This is a genomic window from Bradyrhizobium sp. LB8.2, assembly GCF_040548035.1.
In the GTDB taxonomy this organism is placed as follows: Bacteria; Pseudomonadota; Alphaproteobacteria; order Rhizobiales; family Xanthobacteraceae; genus Bradyrhizobium.
The window spans coordinates 347,550-370,738 of record NZ_JBEPQV010000004.1 but is presented as its reverse complement, the minus strand read 5'-3'; the positions used below and the strand labels follow the sequence as shown (position 1 = coordinate 370,738).

The 23,189-nt window shown below is 62.8% G+C and carries 21 protein-coding genes; 8 read left to right on the top strand and 13 right to left on the bottom strand.

Annotated features, from left to right (window positions below):
• Positions 1-91 precede the first annotated feature (91 nt).
• On the bottom strand, positions 92-610 hold the full coding sequence (locus ABIB06_RS08125; protein WP_354045095.1) for a MarR family winged helix-turn-helix transcriptional regulator: 519 nt from the start codon (positions 608-610) through the stop codon (positions 92-94).
• 249 nt (positions 611-859) lie between these two features.
• Between ABIB06_RS08125 and ABIB06_RS08120 the strand changes: the two genes are divergently transcribed.
• Together ABIB06_RS08120 and ABIB06_RS08115 are read left to right on the top strand one after the other, a co-directional pair.
• Positions 860-2,032: an ABC transporter substrate-binding protein gene (locus tag ABIB06_RS08120; RefSeq protein WP_354045097.1), complete on the top strand. Its 1,173-nt coding sequence runs from the start codon at positions 860-862 to the stop codon at positions 2,030-2,032.
• Between the two features lie 29 nt (positions 2,033-2,061).
• Positions 2,062-2,517, top strand: coding sequence for a cupin domain-containing protein (locus tag ABIB06_RS08115; RefSeq protein ID WP_354045099.1), 456 nt, complete (start codon positions 2,062-2,064; stop codon positions 2,515-2,517).
• Between the two features lie 2 nt (positions 2,518-2,519).
• On the opposite strand, the gene ABIB06_RS08110 is transcribed toward ABIB06_RS08115, so the two are convergent.
• The 4 genes from ABIB06_RS08110 to ABIB06_RS08095 form a co-directional block, all read right to left on the bottom strand.
• Positions 2,520-3,770 (bottom strand): flavin-dependent oxidoreductase, encoded by a 1,251-nt coding sequence (locus tag ABIB06_RS08110; RefSeq protein WP_354045101.1) that lies wholly within the window; start codon positions 3,768-3,770, stop codon positions 2,520-2,522.
• A gap of 55 nt (positions 3,771-3,825) precedes the next feature.
• Positions 3,826-6,177, bottom strand: coding sequence for a bifunctional salicylyl-CoA 5-hydroxylase/oxidoreductase (locus ABIB06_RS08105; RefSeq protein WP_354045103.1), 2,352 nt, complete (start codon positions 6,175-6,177; stop codon positions 3,826-3,828).
• Between the two features lie 94 nt (positions 6,178-6,271).
• Positions 6,272-7,108 (bottom strand): enoyl-CoA hydratase family protein, encoded by an 837-nt coding sequence (locus ABIB06_RS08100; RefSeq protein WP_354045105.1) that lies wholly within the window; start codon positions 7,106-7,108, stop codon positions 6,272-6,274.
• A gap of 43 nt (positions 7,109-7,151) precedes the next feature.
• Entirely contained in the window at positions 7,152-7,913 is a 762-nt protein-coding gene (locus ABIB06_RS08095; protein WP_354045107.1) for an SDR family NAD(P)-dependent oxidoreductase, read from the bottom strand.
• Positions 7,914-8,128: 215 nt separating this feature from the next.
• Between ABIB06_RS08095 and ABIB06_RS08090 the strand changes: the two genes are divergently transcribed.
• From ABIB06_RS08090 to ABIB06_RS08070, 5 genes are read left to right on the top strand one after another with little or no spacing between them, the layout of a single operon-like run.
• A complete protein-coding gene (locus ABIB06_RS08090; RefSeq protein ID WP_354045109.1) occupies positions 8,129-8,926 on the top strand; it encodes an alpha/beta fold hydrolase in 798 nt (265 codons plus the stop codon).
• A gap of 12 nt (positions 8,927-8,938) precedes the next feature.
• Complete coding sequence (locus ABIB06_RS08085) at positions 8,939-10,228, top strand: acyl-CoA dehydrogenase family protein (RefSeq protein WP_354045111.1); 1,290 nt, start codon at positions 8,939-8,941, stop codon at positions 10,226-10,228.
• A gap of 2 nt (positions 10,229-10,230) precedes the next feature.
• Complete coding sequence (locus tag ABIB06_RS08080) at positions 10,231-11,754, top strand: class I adenylate-forming enzyme family protein (protein ID WP_354045113.1); 1,524 nt, start codon at positions 10,231-10,233, stop codon at positions 11,752-11,754.
• A complete protein-coding gene (locus ABIB06_RS08075) occupies positions 11,751-12,839 on the top strand; it encodes an NAD/NADP-dependent octopine/nopaline dehydrogenase family protein (protein ID WP_354045115.1) in 1,089 nt (362 codons plus the stop codon). The genes ABIB06_RS08080 and ABIB06_RS08075 overlap by 4 nt, the downstream gene beginning before the upstream one ends.
• Before the next feature lie 3 nt (positions 12,840-12,842).
• A complete protein-coding gene (locus ABIB06_RS08070; protein ID WP_354045117.1) occupies positions 12,843-13,835 on the top strand; it encodes a 3-hydroxybutyryl-CoA dehydrogenase in 993 nt (330 codons plus the stop codon).
• 99 nt (positions 13,836-13,934) lie between these two features.
• Here ABIB06_RS08070 and ABIB06_RS08065 read toward each other — a convergent pair whose 3' ends face one another.
• From ABIB06_RS08065 to ABIB06_RS08040, 6 genes are all read right to left on the bottom strand, one after another.
• Positions 13,935-14,981 (bottom strand): 2,5-dihydroxypyridine 5,6-dioxygenase NicX family protein, encoded by a 1,047-nt coding sequence (locus tag ABIB06_RS08065; RefSeq protein ID WP_354045119.1) that lies wholly within the window; start codon positions 14,979-14,981, stop codon positions 13,935-13,937.
• Between the two features lie 35 nt (positions 14,982-15,016).
• On the bottom strand, positions 15,017-15,784 hold the full coding sequence (locus ABIB06_RS08060; RefSeq protein WP_354045121.1) for an ABC transporter permease: 768 nt from the start codon (positions 15,782-15,784) through the stop codon (positions 15,017-15,019).
• Entirely contained in the window at positions 15,781-16,566 is a 786-nt protein-coding gene (locus ABIB06_RS08055) for an ABC transporter permease (protein ID WP_354045123.1), read from the bottom strand. The genes ABIB06_RS08060 and ABIB06_RS08055 overlap by 4 nt, the downstream gene beginning before the upstream one ends.
• Positions 16,563-17,408, bottom strand: a complete 846-nt coding sequence (locus ABIB06_RS08050) for an ABC transporter ATP-binding protein (RefSeq protein WP_354045125.1) — start codon at positions 17,406-17,408, stop codon at positions 16,563-16,565. Before ABIB06_RS08050 ends, ABIB06_RS08055 begins: the two co-directional genes overlap by 4 nt.
• A gap of 120 nt (positions 17,409-17,528) precedes the next feature.
• Positions 17,529-19,223 carry a dihydroxy-acid dehydratase gene (ilvD, locus tag ABIB06_RS08045; RefSeq protein WP_354045127.1) on the bottom strand — a complete coding sequence of 565 codons (1,695 nt, stop codon included), beginning with the start codon at positions 19,221-19,223 and terminating at the stop codon, positions 17,529-17,531.
• A gap of 51 nt (positions 19,224-19,274) precedes the next feature.
• A complete protein-coding gene (locus ABIB06_RS08040; RefSeq protein WP_354045592.1) occupies positions 19,275-20,258 on the bottom strand; it encodes an ABC transporter substrate-binding protein in 984 nt (327 codons plus the stop codon).
• 166 nt (positions 20,259-20,424) lie between these two features.
• Here ABIB06_RS08040 and ABIB06_RS08035 point away from each other — a divergent pair, with 166 nt between their 5' ends.
• Positions 20,425-21,333, top strand: coding sequence for an NAD(P)-dependent oxidoreductase (locus ABIB06_RS08035; protein WP_354068676.1), 909 nt, complete (start codon positions 20,425-20,427; stop codon positions 21,331-21,333).
• Positions 21,334-21,358: 25 nt separating this feature from the next.
• On the opposite strand, the gene ABIB06_RS08030 is transcribed toward ABIB06_RS08035, so the two are convergent.
• Both ABIB06_RS08030 and ABIB06_RS08025 read right to left on the bottom strand, forming a co-directional pair.
• Positions 21,359-21,922, bottom strand: coding sequence for a flavin reductase family protein (locus tag ABIB06_RS08030; RefSeq protein WP_247443809.1), 564 nt, complete (start codon positions 21,920-21,922; stop codon positions 21,359-21,361).
• Between the two features lie 9 nt (positions 21,923-21,931).
• The gene (locus tag ABIB06_RS08025; RefSeq protein ID WP_354045131.1) at positions 21,932-23,161 is read right to left on the bottom strand and encodes an acyl-CoA dehydrogenase family protein; all 1,230 of its coding nucleotides are present in this window, start codon (positions 23,159-23,161) and stop codon (positions 21,932-21,934) included.
• Positions 23,162-23,189: the final 28 nt, after the last annotated feature.

The following is a 23,189-nucleotide window of genomic DNA, read 5'->3' as shown; positions in this document are numbered from 1 at the left end:
AACCTGCCGCGCATGATCGTCTCCGCCGATTCGAGATGATAAAGTGAATCATCAAGTCCCCTCCCTGGCGAGGGGGTTTTTCAGCAGACTGCTAGGTCCGGCGACGACCGGCTGATTTCTGCGCCGATGCCTTGGTCTTGGCGAGCAGCCGCATCAATTCGCGTACATCCTTCGGTGTCAGATCGGCGAACAGATCGGCGATCCAGGTCTCGTGTTCCGCGGCCATTTTGCGAAACTCGCCGCGACCGAGTTTCGTGAGGCGGATCACCTGAACGCGGCGGTCCGTTTCGGAAGTGCGGCGGTCGAGATGACCGGATTCCACGAGGCGTTCGACGAGGCCGGTCACGTTGCCGTTCGACACCATCATGCGCTTGGAGACGTCGGACAGCGTCATGCCGTCAGGCGCCTTGTCGAGCTGCGCCATCAGGTCGAAACGAGGCAATGTGACGTCGAAGCGCTGCCGCAACCGGCCGCGGACCTCGCCCTCGATCAGGGTCGTGCAGGTCAAGAGCCGCAGCCACAGCCGAAGCTCTTCGGCGTGATCATCCGGAGTTTCGACGGCTTTGGTCTCGGAATCGAGCATGTTGATGCAGTCACTCACGGCCGGCATTGGCGCGGGCACGGATTCCCCAACGTTTTGAGCTTCAAATAAATCGAAGCCGGCTGCAAGCCTAAAGCCGCAACAATCGACCGCACGCTGATTTCTTTAGGCTTCAAATAATTGGCGCGCCGCTTGCATGCGCGGCTGCGCGCAGCATGACGACGCCCTGAGCTCGCTTGCCGCGGCAGCAATCATCGGCATAAACTTGGATTGAAGTAGCGGCTTGCAGCGCAAGACCGTCGTCACGGGGGACTGATCATGAAGACGCAGATGACCCTGGCCGCAGCCGCGTTGCTGCTTGGCACCGCGAGCCCTTCCCTCGCCCAGGAGAAGATCAAGCTGGGTGTGATCGTGACCCTCTCGGGACCCGCCGCCGCGCTCGGCCAACAGGTCCGCGACGGCTTTGCGCTCGGGATGAAGGATCTCGGCGGCAAGATGGGCGGCCGCGATGTCGAGGTCGTCGTGGTCGACGACGAATTGAAGCCGGACGCAGCAGTCACCAAGGTCAAGGGCCTTCTGGAGCGCGACAAGGTCGACTTCGTGGTCGGCCCAATCTTCTCCAACATCCTCCAGGCGATCCACCGGCCGGTCACGGAATCGAAAACCTTCCTGATCAGCCCCAACGCCGGCCCATCTACTTTTGCCGGCAAGGACTGCAATCCGTTCTTTTATGTCACCTCGTACCAGAACGATCAGGTGCACGAAATCCTCGGTAAGGTCGCGCAGGATCGCGGCTACAAGCGCATGTATCTGATGGTGCCGAACTATCAGGCCGGCAAGGACTCGGTCGCCGGCTTCAAGCTCGACTACAAGGGTGAGATCGTCGAGGAATCCTACATGCCGCTCAACACGCTGGACTTCCAGCCGGAGCTTTCCAAGATTTCGTCGCAGAAGCCCGATGCTCTTTTCACGTTCATGCCGGGCGGCCTCGGCGTCAATCTCGTCAAGCAATACAAGCAGGCAGGCCTCGCCGACAGCATTCCGGTGCTCTCGGCTTTCACGGTGGATGAATCGACCTTGCCGGCGCAGCAGGACGCCGCGGTCGGCATGTTCGGCGGCGCGAACTGGGCTCCAAATCTCGACAATCCCCAGAACAAGAAGTTCGTCGCCGCCTACGAGGCCGCCTACAACAGCGTGCCAGGCACCTACGCCTTCCAGGCGTACGATGCCGCGATGCTGATCAACAGCGCCGTCAAAGCCGTGAAGGGAGATCTCTCGAACAAGGATGCAGTTGGGGCTGCGCTGAAAAAGGCCGACTTCACCTCGCTGCGCGGCGCCTTCAAGTTCAACACCAACGGCTATCCCATCCAGGATTTCTACCTGACCAAGGTCGCCAAGCGCGCGGACGGCAAGTTCCAGACCGAGATCGTGCAGAAGGTTTTTGAGAATTACGGCGACCGTTACGCCAAGGACTGCAAGGCAGCGAACTAAGCCGCACGTCGCGTTGAGGGAGGATCACAATGAAGAGCGAAATCACCGGCATCACGCGGGCCAATGAGGGAATCCAAGGCATCTCCTGGAACATCCTCGGCCAGACCTATGTGCCGAAGAGCAACACAGAGCACAGCTTCTCCTGGCACGCGACGCTGCCGCCGGGCACGTTCGTGCCGCCGCACATTCATCCCGACCAGGATGAATATCTCTACATGCTGGAGGGCAATCTCGATTTCATGCTCGGCAATTCCGAGTCGCAGGCGACCGCGGGAGATCTGATCCGGCTCGGCATGGGCGTGCCGCATGGCATCTTCAACAAGTCGGAGCAGACCGCAAAAGTGCTGTTCTGGGTCTCGCCGACCCGCAAGCTGTTCGACCTGTTCTGGGGCCTTCATAACATGAAAGAACAGAAGCCCGAGGACGTGGTTGCGATGGCCGCCGAGTTCAACATCCACTTCCTGCCGCCGCCTCCCGGCGGCTAGCTTCAAGCCCGCACCGCCGCCAGTCCCGGCACTGCGGCGAAGCCGGCTTTGGTGGCATAGCCGCGCACGATGGCCTCGCGCTGGGAATAGCTCAGCACGTTGTCGACATTGTCGAAACCATCAGGCGCGAGCTGCTCGACGGCGTCGATGACGCCCTCGGGGCCGCCGCGACGGTTGGAGCGGACGATGTCAGCGGTCATCGGCAGGCGCTTCTTCTCGTATTCAAGCAACGCCTGGCGCGGGTGCTCGGCGCGCACCAGCGTGTCGGCGAGGCAGCGTGCATCGAGGATTGCCTGCGAGGCGCCATTGGAGCCGACCGGATACATCGGATGCGCGGCATCGCCGAGCAGCGTGACGCGCCCGGACGACCAATAGGGTAACGGATCGCGGTCGCAGGTCGGATATTCGTAGAACTCGGGCGTGGCCGAGATCAGGCTCTTCACGTCGATGTAAGGCACCGAGAAGCGCGCGACATGCGGCATCAGCTCCTCGCGCCGCCCCGGCCGGGACCAGTCTTCCTTTCGCGGCGGCGGGGCATTGCCCTCGCCGACCTTCACCAGCACCGCCCAGTTGGTGAGACGGCTCGCGGGGCTCGATCCCTCCGCGATGGGATAGATCACCACCTTGGCGTTGAGGCCACCGGCGACGATCATCGACTTGCCGGTGAGGAACAGCGGCCAATCTCGCGCACCACGCCACAGCATCAGGCCGTTCCAGCACGGCGGCCCCTCGCTCGGAAACAGCGTGTCGCGGACCCGCGAATGGATGCCGTCGGCACCAATCAGAATGTCGCCGCGCGCGGTGTGAATGTGCGCGCCTGCGCGATCGAAGAAATAAGCGGTGACGCCGCCCTCGTCCTGGGTGAAGGCACCGAGGCGGCAGCCGGTGTGGATGGCCTCCGGCCCGAGCCGCTCCTCGACGGCCCGATGAATGACGCCCTGAAGGCGGCCGCGGTGGATCGAGAATTGCGGCACATCGTGCCCGGCGTCGATGCCGCGGGCCTCACGCCAGACCTCCTGGCCGTGACGGTTGAGGTAATAGAGCTGGTCGGTACGGATCGCGACATCGTCTAACTGCTGGAGCAGCCCGAGGCCCGCCAGCTCGCGCATGGCATGCGGCAGCGTGTTGATGCCGACGCCAAGCTCGCGGATGGTGTCGGACTGCTCGAATATCTCGCAAGCCAGGCCCCGCGAGCGCAACATCAATGCGGTGGTGAGACCACCGACCCCGCCGCCGACGATAATCGCTTTCATCGCCCTCACTCCACTCGATACACACCAGGCAATGCGACCAAATTCGCACGGGCGGTCACTCCGCCGCAAGCGGCTTTGTCGCCTCCGCCTTGAGCTCGGCCCGGGTCTTGGGCTTAGCCTTAATTCTCAGCTCCTCGAGATCCTGTCGGTCCCGTATGCTGTTGCGGAAAATCTGATCTTTTCCGGGAAGATACTGCGGCGGGCAGAACGCGTCGCCTGCTCCGTACCAGGCTGCAGCCCGCATGGTGAAGAAGGGATCGACCAGATGCGGCCGCCCGAGCGCGACGAGGTCCGCCCGGCCGGCAGCCAGGATGGTGTTGGCCTGGTCGGCGGTCGTGATGTTGCCGACGCACATCGTGGCCACGCGAGCCTCATTGCGGACCTGGTCGGAGAACGGGGTCTGGAACATGCGCCCATAGACCGGCTGCGCATCGCGCACGGTCTGTCCGGTTGAGACGTCGACGAGATCGACACCGGCTTCGGCAAAAGCGCGCGCGATCGCCACCGCGTCGTCGCCGCCGATACCACCCTCGGCCCAGTCGGTCGCGGAAATGCGCACCGACATCGGCTTGTGCCGCGGCCACACGGCCCGCAGCGCCTCGAAAATTTCGAGCGGGAAGCGCAGGCGATTGGCGAGCGATCCGCCATAATCATCCGTCCGCGTATTCGTCAGCGGCGAAATGAAGCTCGCGAGCAGATAGCCGTGGGCGCAGTGCAGTTCGAGCATGTCGAAACCGCAGCGTTCGCCGCGCTCGGCCGCCGCGACGAACGCGTCCCTCACCGCATTCATGCCGGCGCGATCGAGCTCACGCGGAACCTGGCTGTCGGGGAAATAGGGCAGGGGCGATGCGGAAAAGACGTCCCAGCCGCCCTCCTCCAGCGGACGATCCATGCCGTCCCACATCAGCTTGGTCGCGCCCTTGCGCCCGGCGTGGCCCAATTGCAGGCAGATTTTCGCAGCCGAATTGCCGTGGACGAAGTCCACGATGCACCGCCAAGCCGCCTCCTGCTCGTCGTTCCACAGGCCGGCGCAGCCGGGCGTAATCCGCGCATCGCGGCTGACGCAGATCATCTCGCTGAAGATCAGTCCGGCACCACCGATCGCCCGCGAGCCATAATGCACCAGGTGGAAATCGGTCGGCACGCCCTCCTTCGCCGAATACATGCACATCGGCGATACCACGGCGCGGTTGGCGATCTCCATCTCGCGCAAGCGGAACGGCTGAAACAGCGGCACCATCGGCTTGTTGACGTCGACCTCGAAGCCGCTGTCGCGAACCTGCCTGGCAAACGATTTCTCAACCTCAGCCACGAAATCGGGCGCGCGGAGCTTCAGATTGTCATAGGTGATCGCCTTCGAGCGCGTCATCACGCCGAAGGCGAACTGCACGGGATCAAAATCCCAGAAGCGGTCGACATGCTCGAACCAGACCAGCGAGACGTCGGCGGCGTGCTGCGTCTTCTCGACCTCTTCGCGGCGGCCGTGCTCATAGACGTCCAGCGCCGCCTTGATGCTGGGCGCTTTCTCCATCGCGTCAGCCAGCGCGATCGCGTCTTCCATCGCGAGCTTGGTGCCCGAGCCGATCGAGAAATGCGCGGTCGCCTTGGCGTCGCCGAGCAGCACCATGTTGTCCTTGACCCAGCGTTTGCTGCGGATCATCGGGAAGTTGCGCCAGGTCGAGCGGTTGGTGAGCAGTTGGTGGCCATCGAGGAACCAGCCGAAGATCTCAGCCATCCGCGCGGCGGATTGGGTCTCGTTCAGACCCGTCAGTCCCGCGCGTTCGAACGTCTCCGGATCGGTCTCGAAAATCCAGGTCGAGTGCCCGGCTTGATATTGATAGGCATGGGCGATGAACGGCCCCCACTCCGTCTCCTGGAAGATGAAGGTGAAGGCATCCAGCGGCCTGGTCGAACCCATCCAGGCGAACTTGTTGGCCCGGAGGTCGACTTCCGGGGCGAAATGATCGACGTATTTGTCGCGGAAGCGGCTGTTGATGCCGTCCGCGAGCAGGATGAGATCGGCGTCGGCAAAGCTGGATTCGTCCTCGACGTCCGCTTCGAAATTCAGGACGACGCCCAGTTCGCGCGCTCGCGCCTGGAGAATCAGGAGCAGCTTCTGCCGCGAGCAGCCACAGAAGCCGTTGCCACCGACCCGATGGACCGTTCCGCGGAAGTGCACGGCGATGTCATCCCAGTAAGCAAATTCCTGGGTGATACGGCGATAGCTCGGAAGATCGTGCTTCTCGAAATTATCGAGCGTCGCGTCTGAGAACACCACGCCGAAGCCGAAAGTGTCGTCCGCGCGGTTGCGCTCGTACACCGTAATCTCAGCGCTCGGCCGCTGCTTTTTGAGCAGGATTGCAGCGTAGAGACCCGCAGGTCCGCCACCAATGATCGCGACTTTCATGGGAGCCTCGCCAGTTCAACCCGCCGAAACTATTTTAAGCCTAAACTAATTCCGCGCAAGTCCCCATTGCGGTAGGATGCCGGCAAAGCCCGGCTTAGTCGCCCCTGAAGACCGGCTTGACCTTGTTGGCGAAGGCCTCGAAGGCCCGTTCGAAATCCGCCGTCGTCATGCACAGCGCTTGAGCAACAGCTTCCGCCTCGATCGCCTCCTCCACCGACATCGCCCATTCCATGGCCAGCATCCGCTTGGTCATGGTGTTGGCGAAGGTCGGTCCCTCCGCAATCTGCTTGGCCAGCAGCTGTGCCTGGGGCAGCACCTGCTCCGACGTGACGATACGGCTGAAGAAGCCCCAGCGCTCGCCCTCCTCCGCGGTCATGAACCGGCCGGTGTAGAGCAACTCGGAGGCGCGGGACTGTCCGATGATCCGCGGCAGGATCGCGCAGGCGCCCATGTCACAACCAGCAAGGCCCACCTTGTTGAAGAGGAATGCGACCTTGGTCCCGCTCGCAGCAAGCCGCATGTCCGACGCCATGGCGATGATCGCGCCCGCGCCGGCGCAGATACCCTCGACCGCGGCAACGATCGGCTGCGGGCAAGCCCGCATCGCCTTGACGAGATCGCCGGTCATCCGCGTAAACGCGGTCAGCCCCTTGGTGTCCATCTTCACGAGCGGACCGATGATCTCGAACACATCGCCGCCGGACGAGAAATTGGCACCGGCGCCTGTCACGATGATGGACTTGACCGCATCATCGAACGCACAAGCGCGAAAGAAATCGGTGAGTTCGCGATAGCTCTCGAAGGTCAGCGGATTCTTCCGTTCGGGACGGTTGAGCGTGACTGTCGCGACACCGTCGACTATGGCCAGCAGGAAGTGCTGCGGCGAATAGTCCGCGAGCGGTAAGGTCACGGGATTGGCTGGCCTGCTCATGCGATCTCCTTTGCTTCTCTGTTCCGCGCCTGCGCCATACGCGCTAGATTTCACCACCGGCAACAGCGATCGCCTGCCCCGTGATTGCGCCGGCGCCCTCGCCGCACAGCCAGACCACGGCATCCGCGACCTCCTGAGGAGAGATCAGCCGCCCCTGCGGATTATGTTTCGCGAGCTCGGCAATGGCTTGCTCGCGGCTACGCCCCGTCTTTTTCATGATGTTCTCGATGCTGCCGGCGACAAGATCCGTGTCGGTGAAACCGGGGCACACCACGTTTACGGTTACGCTGCTGCCAGCCATCTCGATAGCGAGGGACCGCACGAGACCGACCACAGCATGCTTGGCCGCAGTGTACGCGCTGACGTAGGCATAGCCCTTGAGCCCGGCCGTCGACGCGATCGCGACGATGCGCCCGTAGGGGCGATCCTTCATCCCGGGCAGCACACCGCTGATGGCATGGACCACGCCCATGAAATTGACGTCCATCATGCGCGCGAACAGGGCGCTGTCGGATTTGAAGAACGGCGCGGACTCGGCACTTCCCGCGTTGGCGATCAGAATGTCGATCGGCTGCCGCGCGCTCGCTTCAGCGATGGCGGCCTTCAAAGAGGTTTCGTTCGAGACGTCGGCGACGGCTGCAAAATGCGCAGCTCCTGCACTGACGGCCTCTTCAAGCGTCGCGGCGTTCCGGCCAAGCACCGTCACCGTGGCGCCGGCCTCGACGAGCGCTGCCGCGATGGCGCGACCGATGCCGCGACCGCCACCGGTCACCAGCGCGTGCGGCGAATGCGGTAATCCGGACATGCGCTGGCTTCCTTGCATTCTGCTGATCGCTCCTTGGATATATTTTAACCTTCAAACTTTTGCAAACAAGGCTCGACTTGGCACCGCGAACAACTGCACGCCAACGACCGGCCCAAAAATTGCTTTAAGTATAAAATTATCTCTTCCCATCCCTCACAGGCCTGTTAGCATCGAAGGGCCGAGCAAAAGGATGTCGCGTGTCGCAGCCTGCGCCAATGATAACAAAGGACGGCCGCTTCGCCTATGAAGCCGCCGGCGATCCGGGCGCGACGCCTCTGATTTTCCTGCACGGCATCGGCGGTGCGGCACGGGCCTGGCGGCAGCAGCTTGCTACATTCGGCGACCGCTTCTACACGATTGCGTGGGACATGCCGGGCTATGGCGGATCGGCGCCGCTCGCCAGCGTCAGCATCGCTGCCCTGGCCGATGCGCTCCAGCAATTCATCGAGCAGCTTGGTGCGAGCAGGCCCATTCTGGTTGGCCATTCCATCGGCGGCATGATCGTCCAGAAATGGCTGGTGCAATCCCCAAAACTGGCGCGCGCAGTCGTGCTGGCGCAGACCAGCCCGGCCTTCGGCAAGGCCGATGGCGATTGGCAGAAATCGTTTATCGCCGCACGCCTAGGACCGCTCGATCGTGGAGAAACGATGAAGTCGCTGGCGCCCTCTCTGGTGGAGGAACTCGTGGGCGACGATCCTGATCCCAAGGGAATGGAGCTCGCACGCGAGTGCATGGCAAGCGTGCCCGAGGCGAGCTATCGCGCCATGATGCTGGCCTTGATTGGATTCGATCAGCGAGTCACCCTCAAGGACATTTCCATCCCGACGCTGCTGCTGTCCGGCTCCAGGGACAACAACGCGCCGGCCGCCATGATGGCGAAGACGGCGACCTACATTCCATCTGCCGAATATGTCGAGTTGGCCGGTGCCGGCCATCTTGCGAACCTTGAGCGCCCCGATGCCTTTGACGGGGCCCTCGGCAGGTTCCTGAACTCCGTCGCGACCAAAACGTAGGGTAACTGCGCCATGACCATGCAAGTCAGCAAGAATATCGGCGCAACCGACAAGGTCGCGCTCGATGCGCCGATCTTCGATCCCGTCGCGTTCCGCCTGAGCGACGAACAAGCCGGCATCATCGCGCGGGCGCGCGAGATCGGCCAGAGCGTGTTCGCTGGCCGCGCCGCGACTTACGACCGCGAGGCGATCTTCCCGTCCGAGAATTATCGCGACCTGCATCGCGTCGGCCTGCTCGGCATTGCCGTCCCCAAGAAACATGGCGGGCTCGGCGCAAACTACCAGACCTACGCTTTGGCGGCAGCCGAAATCGGCCGTTATTGCGGCGCGACTGCGCTCACCTGGAACATGCATGTCTGCTCGACGCTATGGTCGGGCCCGCTCGCCGACGATCTCGACATGGACGCTGAGACCCGCGCCGAGCACGAGCGCCGGCGTGCAGTCCATTACAAGCGCATCGTCGAGGATGGCGCGATCTATTCGCAGCCCTTCTCGGAGGGTGGTGCGGCAGCGGCAGGCGGCGTCGCTTTCGGCACGGAAGCACGGCCGGCCGAAGGCGGCTGGATCGTCAACGGCAAGAAGATCTTTGCATCGCTCTCCGGACATGCGGACTATTACGGCGTGCTCTGCACCGAGATCGAGGAAGGCGAAAAGGCTTCGCGCCGCAATACGCTTTACCTCGCCATCCCCGCAAAATCGGAAGGCGTTTCGGTCGTCGGCGACTGGGATCCGCTCGGCATGCGCGGAACGGTCTCGCGCACGCTGCTGTTCAAGGACGTGTTCGTGCCGGGAGATTCGGCGCTGATGCCGCGGGGCGTCTATTTCCAGGCCGCGATGCGCTGGCCGCACATGTTCCTGACGCTGTCGCCGACCTATATGGGCCTTGCGCAAGCCGCCTATGACTTCACCGTGCGATATCTGCGCGGCGAAATACCGGGCATGCCGCCGGTCAAGCGCCGGATGTATCCGACCAAGCAAATTGCGGTCGCGCAGATGCAGATCAAGCTCGAGCAGATCAAGGCGATCTGGTTCCAGGCCGTCACCGAGGCCCGCGCCAATCCGAGCAAGGAGCAGGTGCTGCGCGCCTATGCCGCGCAATATTCGGTGATGGAGGGCGCCAACGAGCTCGCTACACTCGCGATCCGGACCTGCGGCGGCCAAGCCATGCTCCGCTCGCTGCCGCTCGAGCGCATCTATCGAGACAGCCGCTGCGGCTCGCTGATGCTGCCCTGGACAGCCGAGCTCTGCCTCGACCGGATCGGACGCGAAGCGCTATACGAGGCCGGCGAAACGGACGACTGACGGTGGACCTCTGTAGTCTGATCGATCGCAACGCGGCGTTCGCGCCAGACAAGACAGCCATTGCCTTTGAAGGCGAGCGGTTGAGCTATGCAGCGTTCGCCGCACGGATCGAGCGGAGCGCGGCGACATTGAAGCAGGAGCTCGGCGTAGGCCGGGGCGACCGCGTTGCCATCCTCAGCCTGAACCGGCCGGACTATCTGGTTCTGCTCTATGCCTGCGCCCGGCTCGGCGCGATGCTGGTGCCCCTGAACTGGCGGCTCGCTATCGCCGAGCAGCTTTTCATCCTCACCGATGCCGGCGCCAAGGTTTTGGTGCTCGAGCAGGCATTTGAGGGGGTTCTTGCCGAGCTTGAGGAGACTGCAATTGTCGGGCTCGACTTCGAGCCGCCTCGCGGCACGACGTTCGAAAACCTGTTGGCTCGAAGCCGGGGCACCGGCCGCAACCCGCACACTGATCTCTCCTGCCCGCTCCTCATTGTCTACACGTCAGGAACGACCGGACGGCCCAAAGGCGCGGTGCTGCGCCAGGAGGCGCTGTTCTGGAACGGCGTCATGAGCCAGCACATGCACAACATGACGTCCGATGACCATGTGCTGACGCTGCTGCCGTTTTTCCATGTCGGCGGCCTCAACATTCAAACCACGCCGGCGCTCCAGCTAGGCGCGACGGTCACGGTTCACGCGCGCTTCACGCCGGACACTGCGCTTGCAGCCGTCGAACGGGAACGACCGACACTGACCGTGATGGTGCCGGCGATCATCCAGGCCGTAAGCGAGCATCCCGCCTGGGCCACGACCGATCTTTCGTCACTCAAGGCCGTCACGACCGGCTCGACCATCGTGCCGCCGCATCTGATCGACCGCTTCGTCGCCCGTGGCGTCCCGGTGCTTCAGGTCTACGGCTCGACGGAGACTTGTCCCATCGCAGTCTACACTCGGCTTGGTGGCGATCTCTCGCGCGCGGGATCGACGGGACTTGCCGGCCTGTGCTGCGAAGCGAAGGTGATTGATCAGGCCGGCAACGAGATGCCGGCGGGCGCGCCGGGCGAGATCGCGGTTCGCGGCCCCAACGTGTTCTTCGAATATTGGAGCAATGCGGACGCCACGCGCGATGCGCTGCACGACGGCTGGTATCGCACCGGCGATATCGGCCTGTGCGATGCGGACGGCTATTTCTGGGTCCGCGACCGCAAGAAAAACATGATCATATCCGGCGGCGAGAATGTCTACCCTGCAGAGGTCGAGCGCGTCCTGCTCGAACACCCCGATGTCAGCGAATGCGCCGTGATCGGCCGGCCCGATCCGCGTTGGGACGAAGTGCCAATCGCCTATGTGATTCAGCGATCCGGCTGTCGACTGGAAGCAGACGAGTTGAAAGTGCATCTTCAGGCACAACTCGCGCGCTACAAGGTTCCGCGCGAGATCGTTTTCGTTACCGACCTGCCGCGCACTGCGCTGGGCAAGGTCCAGCATTTTCTGCTGAAGCAGCTTGATGCGCAATCGCGCACGCGAGGAGAAGCATCTTGAAGATTGCGGTTCTAGGCGGGGGGAACGGCTCTTTCGCGGCCGCGGGCGATTTTGCGCTGTCGGGACATGCGGTCCGGCTCTGGCGCCGCGACGCGAATCAGGTCGCAGCCCATCGCGCCGCCGGCTCGCGCATCCTGGTGAAGGATCATAACGGTCCTCACGACGTCAAGCTCGCGGTGGTAACGGCCGACATTGCCGAAGCGGTCGACGGCGCAGAGCTGATCCTGTGCCCTGCACCTGCCTTCGCGCAGCCCGACATTGCGCGGCTGCTTGCTCCACATCTACGAGATGGACAGGTCGTGTTTCTGCCGCCGGCGACGTTCGGCTCGATGATCTTCGCACAGGCTGCGCGGGATGCGGACAATCGCGCCAAGCCGAGCTTTGCTGAGACCGGGACGTTACCCTGGCTGACCCGCAAGCACGGGCCATTCGAGGTCGCGATCACCATCCGCGCCAAGCGACTTCCGGTCGGCGTTTTCCCGCTCGATCAAGCGCCGCATGCACTTGAGGTGATTGGACAGGCTTTCCCCGGCGCGGTCGAGCCGTGCGGAGATGCTCTCTCCGGCGCGCTGATGAACGCGGGCCCGATTATCCATCCGCCTCTGATCGTGATGAATGCGGGCCCGATCGAGCATTTCGAGCGGTGGGACATCCACAAGGAAGGAACGCAAGCCGCGATTCGCCGAGTTACGGATGCACTCGATGCCGAGCGGATCGCCGTGCGTGAGGCACTCGGATATGGCGCACCGCATTTTCCGCTCGCCCATCATTATGCGAGGGAAGGCGAGATCTGGATGTATGGGCGCGGCTCGCATGACCGGCTGACCGATTCCGGTGACTGGCGCGAGCGGATCGTGCTGAGGGAGCATCGCTACATGCGTGAAGATTTGCGGCTTGGGCTATCGCTGCTGGTCTCCGTCGCCGGCCTGGCGGGCGTGGCCACGCCATTGGCCAAGGCGTTCCTGGCCATCGGTGGCGCAGTCTGCGGTGACGATTTTGCGCAAGGCGGTCGGACGCTCGAGACGCTGGGGCTCGGCAATCTCGGCAAGGCCGAACTGCAGACGCTGCTTCGCAAGGGATTTTGACCGATGACCAGCCGAGCTAACATTGCCTGTCTCGGGGCCGGCCGCATGGGCCGCGGCATCGCCGTCGCGTTCGCCTACGCGGGGCATACGGTCACGATGATCGACATCAAGGCCCGCTCAACGGAAGATTTCGCCAGGCTGGAGGCTGACGCGCTCGGCGAGGTCAGGAAGACCTTTGCCAGCCTGTCGAAGCTGGGGCTAGTGACCGAGGCGGATGTCGATCCGCTCATCGCACGGATCTCGGTGGTGCCGGCCAGCCAGAGCGGTGTTGCACTATCCGACGCGGGAATAGTCTTTGAGGGCGTCCCCGAAGTCGTCGAACTGAAGAGAGAGATCCTGGGGGCGGCTTCAAAGCAGATCGGCCCGGATACGATCATCGCCTCAACGACGTCGACCATTCTCGTCGACGATCTCTCAGGTGCCATCGTGAATCCCCGACGCTTCCTCAACGTGCACTGGCTCAATCCGGCCTATCTGATACCGCTGGTCGAGGTTTCGCCTGGCAAGGCTACCGATCCTGCCATCATCGACGAGGTCAAGGCGCTGCTCGAAGGCATCGGCAAGGTGCCGGTGGTCTGCGCGGCGACGCCCGGCTTCATCGTTCCGCGCATCCAGGCGCTCGCGATGAACGAGGCCGCGCGCATGGTCGAGGAAGGCGTCGCCAGCGCCGAAGAGATCGACAAGGCGATCCGCTACGGCTTCGGCTTCCGCTACGCCGTGCTCGGGCTGCTCGAATTCATCGACTGGGGCGGCGGCGACATTTTGTACTACGCCAGCCGGTATCTCGAGGACGCACTTGGCAGTGACCGGTATCGCGCGCCGGACGTCATTACCCGCAATATGCACGAAGGCCGGATCGGCCTGCGCACAGGCGCAGGCTTTCTCGATTATTCAGGTATGGACGTCGACGCCTATCGGGTGAAGCGGCTTCAGGCCATGGTCGACCTGCTCCGGCACCTCGACCTGGCGCGTCCGCCGGTGCTCGATCGCGGCTAGAGCATTATCGGTTCTGATTGAATCAGAATCGAAGCTCTAGATTCTTGTTTTGACGCGTTTTCTTCACGCGAACCGGTATCCACTTCGCTCGAAAACGCTCTAGCCGAAGACGTCCTGAAGCACCCCTTCACGCACCACTGCGACGTCATCGAGCTCAATCGTCGTCCCCATCATCGGCAGATCGAAATGGCCCGCCGTGTAGCGGCCGGCGAATTCATTGGCCCCGGTCGAAAACAGGAAGTTGCCGGAGACGGCGCGAATCTCCGTGCCGTTGGTATCGCGCTGGTCATACATCGACAGCGCCTCGTAGCGCGCGCCCGGATTCATGCCGAAACCGACATGGGATACCGCATAGGCTTCCCGATCGCCCCAGGCCGCGAGATAGGCACGCATCATCGCGGCATCCGTGCCCTCGCCGTCGAGCTCGACGACATAATCGTCCTTCAGTGTCATCTTCACCGGAGATGTCAGGTAACGCTTGAAGGTCAGGTTGATGTCGCCGGGCGCCATCACCAGCGTGCCATTGATCGTTCCGCTCTTGGGAAAGCTGACAACGATGCCGCCGGGCCAATGCGCCAACGTACCGGGCTTGTCCGTCCACCCCCACACGCCGACCGTGGACGCGCCGACCATATCGACGTCGAGCGCAGTGCCGGCTTTTGACGTCACCCGCATCCGCTTGGTCCCGCGCAGCATCTTCGCCGCTGCGCGAACGCGCTTCTCCAGCGCCGGATCCGGCACCATCCGCTCCAGCGCCTCGGGATGCTCGTTGGAGATCACCAGGATGCGCGCACCGGCCTTGAGGATCTCTGGTGTCTCCACGGCATGCATCAGACCCTCGATGGTGCAATCCACCACAAAGCCGGCCTGTTGAAGCGCGGTGATGACCGGCCCGAGCCGTTGGATCGCCTCACTCGCCCCCGTTGAGCGAACCGGAACAATATTCCGGTTACGCGGGGTCGGCATAACCACGTGAAACGGCCGCGCGCCCATCCGCAGCAGCGCGAGCTCCGCCAGATGAACATTCAACGCACGAGACTGGGTTTCCGAGAGGATCGCGGCGGTATCGCCGGCCTTGACGGCGCATCGTTCAAAGATCTCGCAAAATGCGTCGATCCATTTAGCTTCAATGCGATCAGCCAGCATGGTCTACTCCCGTCTTCTGGTTTCTTCTTCGCAGTTCATGCTTCGGGGAAACCCCGCAGCAGGTACGCGCGCACGGCCCCCAGCAGACCATTCAGGATCAACCCCAGCAGCGAGATCGTGATCAGCGGCACGAACATATCGACGGCCTGAAAAGTCCGGGCCGCCGTGACGAGCGCATGTCCGAGCCCATCCGTCGATGTGATCATCTCGGCCAGAAACACCACGATGCAGGAAATGACAAGGCCGATCCGGCAACCGGTCAGGATCGACGGCATCGCCGCCGGCAGCACCACCTTGAACAGGATCTCATAGCGCGGCGTTCCCGCCGCCATGGCCGACCAGATCAGCTTCTGCTCCACGGTCGACGCGCCGTAATAGGTGGAGAGCAAAATGGGAAAGAGTGCGTCTGCCGCCACCAGCGTGATCTTCGATCCGTGTCCGAAGCCGAGCAGCAACAGAAGTGCCGGATAAAGCGCAACCTTGGGCAACGGCGCCAATACGCGAACGATCGGCCGAACCACGGCGTTGATGGCCGGATTGGCGGCAGCGGCGATGCCGAAGCTGACACCGAGCACGACCGCAATCGCGAAGCCGGCAAACAACCTGATCAGGGTCGCCGCGATATCCTGCTGGAACGTCCAGGTCAAAAGTTGCTGGAGCAGCCGGCCGAAGACGTATCCCGGCGGCGGCAGCAAGACTGCAGGCGCAAAGCCAAATGATACGAGGCCCTGCCACAGCGCGAGCACCAGCACGATTGGCGCGAGCCCGAGGATGATGCTTGTGGAGTGAAGGCGCGATGTCATGAGAAGCTCAGCGGCATGTCGAACTGAGGCTCGGACCACCGCACCAGCCTTGCGCGAATCCGCTCGAAGATCGCATCCAGGCAGATTCCCATCGCCCCAACGATAATGATCATCGCGAAGACGGTGTCGTATTGGCCCATGTCGAGCGCGTTGAACAGGATATTGCCGGCGCCCGACTGGCGGGCAATCATCTCGCTGGTGATCATCGTGATCAGCGCCAGCACGAGTCCCGTGCGGCACCCGGTCAGAATTTCCGGAAGCGCCGCCGGCAGCACAATCCGGACCAGCCGTTGCGCAGGTGAAAGACCCATCGCGGCGCCCGACCAGAGCATTTTTTCTTCCACTGCCTTGGCGCCCTCGAAGCTGTGATAGATCACGGGCAGGCTGACGCCCAGAAAGATCACCAGCGTCTTCGTGACATCACCGACGCCCAGCCACAGCATGATGATCGGCATCAAGGCCGCCTTCGGCACCGGATAGATGATCATCAGCAGCGGATTGAAGAAGGCCGCAACGGCCCGGCTGCGGCCCATCAACAGGCCCAGCGGAATCGAGATCAATACCGCTATGCCGAACCCGATCGCCATGCGGCGCAGCGAGGCCAGGATATTGATCAGCGATTCCCTGTCGCCAAGAATGTCCGGAATCGCCCGGATCGCCTCGATCGCCGTTGGAAAGCTGTCATTCTTCAGCGCGAGCGACGCCACCTGCCACATTGCGAGCAATCCGATGCAGGCAAGCACCGGGGCAGCACGTCTCGCCAAGACAGCAGGCGATATCATGACGAAGACCCAATTAGGTCGCTCTCGTCGAACATCCGCTCGATATCGACGACGTATTTCTGGTAGCGCGGGTCAAGCAGCAGCTCGTTACGCCGGCGTGGCCGCGGCAGGTCGATGTCGATGATGTCGCGGATGCGGCCGGGCGATGTCGTCATCATGACGACCTTGTCCGACAGGAAGACGGCCTCGTCCACCGAATGGGTGACGAACAGCACCGTCTTGCGATCACGCTCCCAGATGTTCAGCAGATCGTTCTGCAGGCGCGTCCGGGTGTGAGCATCGAGCGCACCGAACGGCTCGTCCATCAACAGAACCTCTGGATGGTAAGCCAACGTCCGGGCCAGTGCCACGCGCTGCTTCATGCCGCCGGACAATTCCTTGGGATAGAAGCCCTCATAGCCCTTGAGCCCGACCATCTCGATCAGGGCCCGGCTCTGCGCTTCCGCCTCAGTAGCCCGCACGCCCTGCTGACGCGGGCCATACATCACGTTACCCAGCACGGTCTTCCACGGAAACAACGCGAATTCCTGAAACACCGGACCGCGATCCGGCCCTGGCCCCGTGATTGTCCGTCCCTTTATCTTTGCTGAGCCGCTGGTCGGGCTGACGAAGCCGCCGACGACGTAAAGCAGGGTCGACTTGCCACAGCCGGACGGACCAAGGATGGAGACGAAGGCTCCCTCGTCGATCGTCAGCGAGATGTCCGATAGCGCCACATGATCCTTGCGCGTCGAGGTCTGGAAAACCTGCGAGACGCGCTCGATCTCGATGATTGCAGAAGCCGATTTTTGCGGCCTCACCGGCCTCACCCATTCGCTCGATCTCGAAGGCACTACCTTCATCCCGTCTCACTTCACTCGCGCGAATCCTGCGCAACAGACTCGCTGAACGTCCCCGTCAGCGGCACGAGCTTAGCAAGAAACTTGCCAGACTACCGGCTGTTTCCGAGCAGGTGCGCCGCGTCATTCGAACCAGGGCCATTCTGCGGGCCCTTCATGCGTGACAGCACCGCCTGGCGCCTGGCCAACCAATCGCGCATATTTCGCGAGGGCGCCAGCACGGTGACGAGGCGGACGCGGCTTCCAATTGTGCCGGCGAGCAGTGAGTTCCTGCTCGTCGACGAGCACATCCATCCGCCGATTTGCAGCATCAATCCGGATCTTGTCGCCATCGCGAACCAGCGCCAGCGGACCGCCAACGAAGGCTTCGGGAGACACATAGCCGACGCACATTCCGCGAGTGGCGCCAGAGAATCGTCCATCCGTGATCAGGGCCACCTTCTCGCCCATGCCCTGTCCATAAATCAACGCGGTGACGCCAAGCATCTCGCGCATGCCCGGACCGCCCACCGGCCCTTCATTGCGGATCACAAGCACGTCGCCCGCACTGTAGCTGCGGTCGCGAACCGCTGCGACACAAGCTTCTTCGTCTTCGAAGATGCGCGCCACACCTTCGAACATCTGGCTCTTCAAGCCCGCGACCTTGATCACCGCGCCATCAGGACAGAGGTTTCCCTTCAGCACTGCCACGCCGCCATCGGGCATGATTGGCGCCCGAGCCGCGTAAACGACCTCTCCGTCGGGTGCGTTGGCGGCGCCATATTCTTCGGTGAGGGTACGCCCCGTGACGGACAGGCAACTGCCATCAATATGCCCGCTCTGGATCAGCTCCCGGATCACCACGGCGGCGCCGCCGATATCGTAGACATCCTTCGCCGTATATTTGCCTCCAGGTCGCAGGTTTCCGATCAGCGGCGTCCTGGCAAAAACCTCGCCGACATCATCGATCGTGAATGCGATCCCGGCCTCGTTCGCCATCGCCGGCAGATGCAGCGCAGCATTGGTCGAACCACCCGTGGCAGCCACGATTGCCGCACCGTTTTCCAGGGATTTCCGCGTCACGATGTCGCGCGGCAACGGCCCGCCGCGCTCCAGCATCTCCATGATGAGGCGTCCGGCGCCCCGCGAAATCTGGGCGCGCTCGGCATAAACGCCCGGCACCATCGACACGTTGGGAATGGTCAGGCCCATCGCTTCAGACACCATCCCCATGGTGTTCGCGGTGAACTGGCCGGCGCACGCGCCGATGGTCAGCAGGCAGGCGCGCTCGATCCGCTCGAGCGTGGCGCCGTCGATCTCTCCGGTCATGAAGCTGCCGACAGCCTCATAGGAGTCGAGCACGGTCAGGGTCCGCCCGTCCACACGGCCCGGCAGCGAGCTACCGCCATAGATGAAAATGGACGGCACGTTGCACCGGACCATCCCCATCATCACGCCGGGAAGCGTCTTGTCGCATCCGCCGTATCCGATCAGCGCATCGTAGGCGAGACCATGGACGACGGCTTCGATCGAATCGGCAATCAGCTCCCGCGAAAACAGGGAGAACTTCATCCCCTCGTGATTCATGCTGATGCCGTCGGAAACCGACACGGTCGAAAACTCGCGCGGCGTCCCGCCGGCCTCCTCGATGCCCGTCTTGGCCGCCGCGACCTGGAAGTCGTGGGTCATGTTGCAGGGCGTCTGTTCGCCCTTCATGCTGACGACGCCCACCATCGGCTTGGCAATCGCAGCGTCGTCGAGCCCCATGGCCCGCATGAACGCGCGGTGCGGGGCCCGATCGAGGCCGTCCGTCGTGATCCGTGATCGCAACTTCTTCATACGTGGATCTTCACGCCGCGACCTCCTCGCTCGGATCGTTCGCCCTATCGCCTATTGCAAAGGAGCGACAATCGTCGAATGCTTGAATTGCGCGACATCCAATTTTGGTAGCATCCCTGTCTCCGCGTAGATGTCCAGCATCTTCTGGATCGCAGGGAAATTCGGTGCCGCACCCGGATCGCGGCCGAAATCATTGTCCTTGAGCAGATAGGTCTCGAGAACCGGAATAGGTGCCTTCAGGACTTCGTTGACCACCTTCAACGTCTCTTCGCGGTTGGCCAGCACTTTCTTCATGCCGGAGGTGATGTCACGCACGTAAGCCTTCACCAGCTCCGGGTTTTTGTCGACGAAATCCGCACGGCAGGCTTCCAGGATATGCACGATGTTTGGCATGGCCTGCGACAGCGAGAAGAGTTTGCGAGTGCCGCCCTTTGCCTCCGCGCGCGCGGCAAACGGCTGGTTCATGTTGACCGCATCGACACGGCCCTGCCGCAGCGCATCTTCAGAAATGGCAAAGCCGACCTCGACCAGCTTGATGTCCTTGGCCGGATCGACGCCATTCTGCTTCAGCAGCAGATTGAACGGGCCTTGCGTGCCGCCGCCGATCACGGAGATCCCGACCGTCTTGCCTTTGAGATCGGCGATTGACTTGATCGGGGAGTTGTCCATGACGGCCCAGTAGACCGAGAATCCGCCGGGCTTCTCGAAGACGTGCTGCGCCACAATGTAGGCCTTGAGGTTGCCGCCGACCACGCCGTTGGCGAGCGACAGCGGCGCCTGCGTCGCGCAATCCAGCGCGCCGGCCGCCAATGCCTGCGTCATCGGAGCGGTGCCCTGAAATTGGGTCCATTCGATGTTGTAGGTCTTGCCGATATTGGGAAACTCAGCCGGTCGGCGCATCATCCAGTACTTGGATTCCTCAGCCGGAATCGTCCAGCCGACACGGATCGTCTGCTGCGCCCATGACGAGCCTGCACTCGCACTCACGGCCGCTGCCGCCCCCAAAGCCAGGATCCACTTCGAAACGGTTCGCATCGTGCCCACTCCGCTGCTCCGGCACCGACCAGCGCCATCCAATCCGACCGCCGCAAATGTTTCATGGTTCAAACAATCAAGCAAGCCATGCGGGCCGGGCGGTTTCGTCGTGGCATGCGCCATGTATGGTAATGCAGCGTCGCAGAGCGACGGATGGAGGCAACCTATGGCTGAAGCGAGCAGGACAAACCCGCAAGGCGTCGAGCGGCTCGGCTATCTCGGCCTTGGACTGATGGGGACACCCATGACCCGGCGCCTGCTCGAGACCAGCCATCAGGTCACGGTCTGGAACCGTTCGGAAGCGAAGGTGGCCGCGCTCGTCGAGGCCGGCGCCAAATGCGCAGCCACCCCGCGCGACTTGATGGAGAGCTCGGACATCGTCTTCATGTGCGTGACCGATGCCGCCGCCGTCGAAGAGGTGATCTTCGGGCTTGAAGGCGTTTCAACCGCTGCCGGAACAGGGAAGCTCGTGGTCGACTTTTCATCGATCCATCCTGACGCCGCACGGGACCTTGCAGCGCGACTGAAAGCTTCGAACGGCGCGAGTTGGGTCGATGCGCCAGTGTCTGGCGGCACCAAGGGCGCCGAGGAAGGCACCCTTGCGATCATGGCCGGCGGAGAAGCAGGCGACATCGAGAGGGTTCGGCCCTATGTGCTCGCTATGGCATGCAGGTTCACCCACATGGGCCCGACCGGCGCCGGCCAGACTACAAAGCTCTGCAACCAGGTGATTGTCGGATGCGCGATGGCTGTGCTTGCCGAAGCAACGCGCCTTGCCGTGAACGCCGGAATCGACGCCAACCGGTTACCCGAAGCACTCGCCGGCGGCTTCGCGGACTCCATTCCGCTTCAGCTGTTCGTGCCGCGCATGGTCCAGGGCATTCACTCACCGCCGCTCGGTCACATCGCTACAATGCTCAAGGACCTCGATACGGTCGCCGATGTCGCGCAGACGACGTCAACGCCGGTGCCCATGGCTTCGCTTGCGGGACAACTTTTCAGGCTCGCCAAGGCCGCGCGAGGTGCGGATGCGGATGCACTCGAAATCTACAAGCTTTCGGCGCGGGAGCGCTGAACTGTCCAGCGCGAGCTGAAGCACGTTAGGGTAACTTCTTGGGCTCGTCGTCGGCGAGAAATCGACCAAAGGCGCCCCGCGCGAACAGCAGCGGCTCCGTCGCATTGTAAGCGTAGGCCTCGACTGCACCGAGAAAGATCACATGGTCGCCGCCGTAATAGCGATTGACCGAGCGGCATTGAAAATTGGCGACGCTCTCGGCGAGCACCGGCGCGTTGCCGAGGCCCGGCGTCCAGTCAACACCGGTAAACTTGTCATCCGACGACTTGGCGAATTTGCTCGCAAGCGCCTGTTGCGAAGCGCCAAGCACATTGACGGTGAAATGACTGGCGTTCTGGAAGATGGTCAAACTGGACGAATAGACGACCAGGCTCCAAAGAACCAGCGGAGGATTCAGGGAGACCGAGGCGAACGAATTGCACGTCAGGCCATAGGGCTTGCCATCAGGCGCCGCGGCCGTGATGATCGTCACGCCCGTAGCGTAGGTGCCAAGCGCGCTGCGAAAATCACGGGGATCGATCGGCGAGCTGTCGTTCGCGAATTCGTTGGCTGGATCGGGAACGGCCGGTTGCTTCGGCAGATCATTCATCGGCCGGCCTCAAAGCGTGAGATTCTCGGACGGCAGGCCCAGCGCCACGCGTCCATAATTGGTCCCGGCCGCATCGAAATTGAACGCGAGATGCGAGTTGATCGCGTGCGCATCGCGGAACTGCCGCTGCAACACGCCCGTCGTGAACAAACCCCGCGCTCCGCTCGCGGCAAACAGCATCGAAACCGCATCCGTGCAGGAGTTTACTGAATAAGCTCCGTCGCGCCGGTACCTGGTCTTGGTCGCCATATCGGGGACATGACCGCGCCGCGCATCCTCCATGGCATTCAGACAGGCCGAGCGCATGATCAAGCGTGCGGCGTCGATCTTCGCCGAGGCCTCTGCGATCTTGATCTGGGTGCTTTGAAAGTCGCTCAGCTTGGCGTGGTTGTAGGTGGAAATGCGATGACGGACGACCTCCGCATAATCGTCGAGACACGCCTGCGCGTTCCCCAGCGCGACGCCGGAGAGGACGTAAGGAAACAGCGCGAACACGGGGAGCGCATACAGCGAATTAGGATTGAGCTCGCTTCCCGGAGTCGGACCGCCGGCAAGATCGCCCACCGCGACCGTCATGTAGTCGGGCACGAAAACGTCCCTGACCTCCACGTCGCAAGACCCTGTGCCGCGCAGTCCCGCGACATTCCAGGTATCAAGGACCTTGTAGTCGGCTTTCGGCAGCAGAAATATCCGATACTCGATGCCGTCTGCCTCATCGTCGGAGTAAACCACGCTTGCGAGCATGTTCCATGCGCAGGAGGCAACGCCCGAGGAGAACGGCCAGCTGCCATGGAGCCGGTATCCCCCCTCCACTCTCGTGGCGCGTCCGGCGGGAAATATGAACGAGGATGCGATCAGCGCGTCCGGATCTCGGCCCCAGACCAGATCCTGCGCCGTCGGCTCGAACATGCCGAGCATCCAGTGATGGCTCGCCAGATTGGCCAGATTCCACGCCACTGACGCGTCTGCTTGTCCGAGGAGGTCCGCGCAATCGATTAAGGCGACATAGTCGAGTTCTGCGCCGCCAATGCGCCTGGGCTGGAGCATCCGGAACAGGCCGGCCTCGTGCAGGTCCAGTTCGGTCTCCGGCGGCAGGTGCCGCAGCTCTTCCGTTTGTGCCGCGCGGTCTCGCAGCCGTGGTACGAGCGCCCGGGCCTTCGCGACCATTGCCGCATGGGCACGTTCATCGGATTGCGCCCCCGCGGGCTGACCCACGCTCGGCTCTTGACCAGGCGCCATTGGCATCCCTCGCTTTCACGCAGTTATG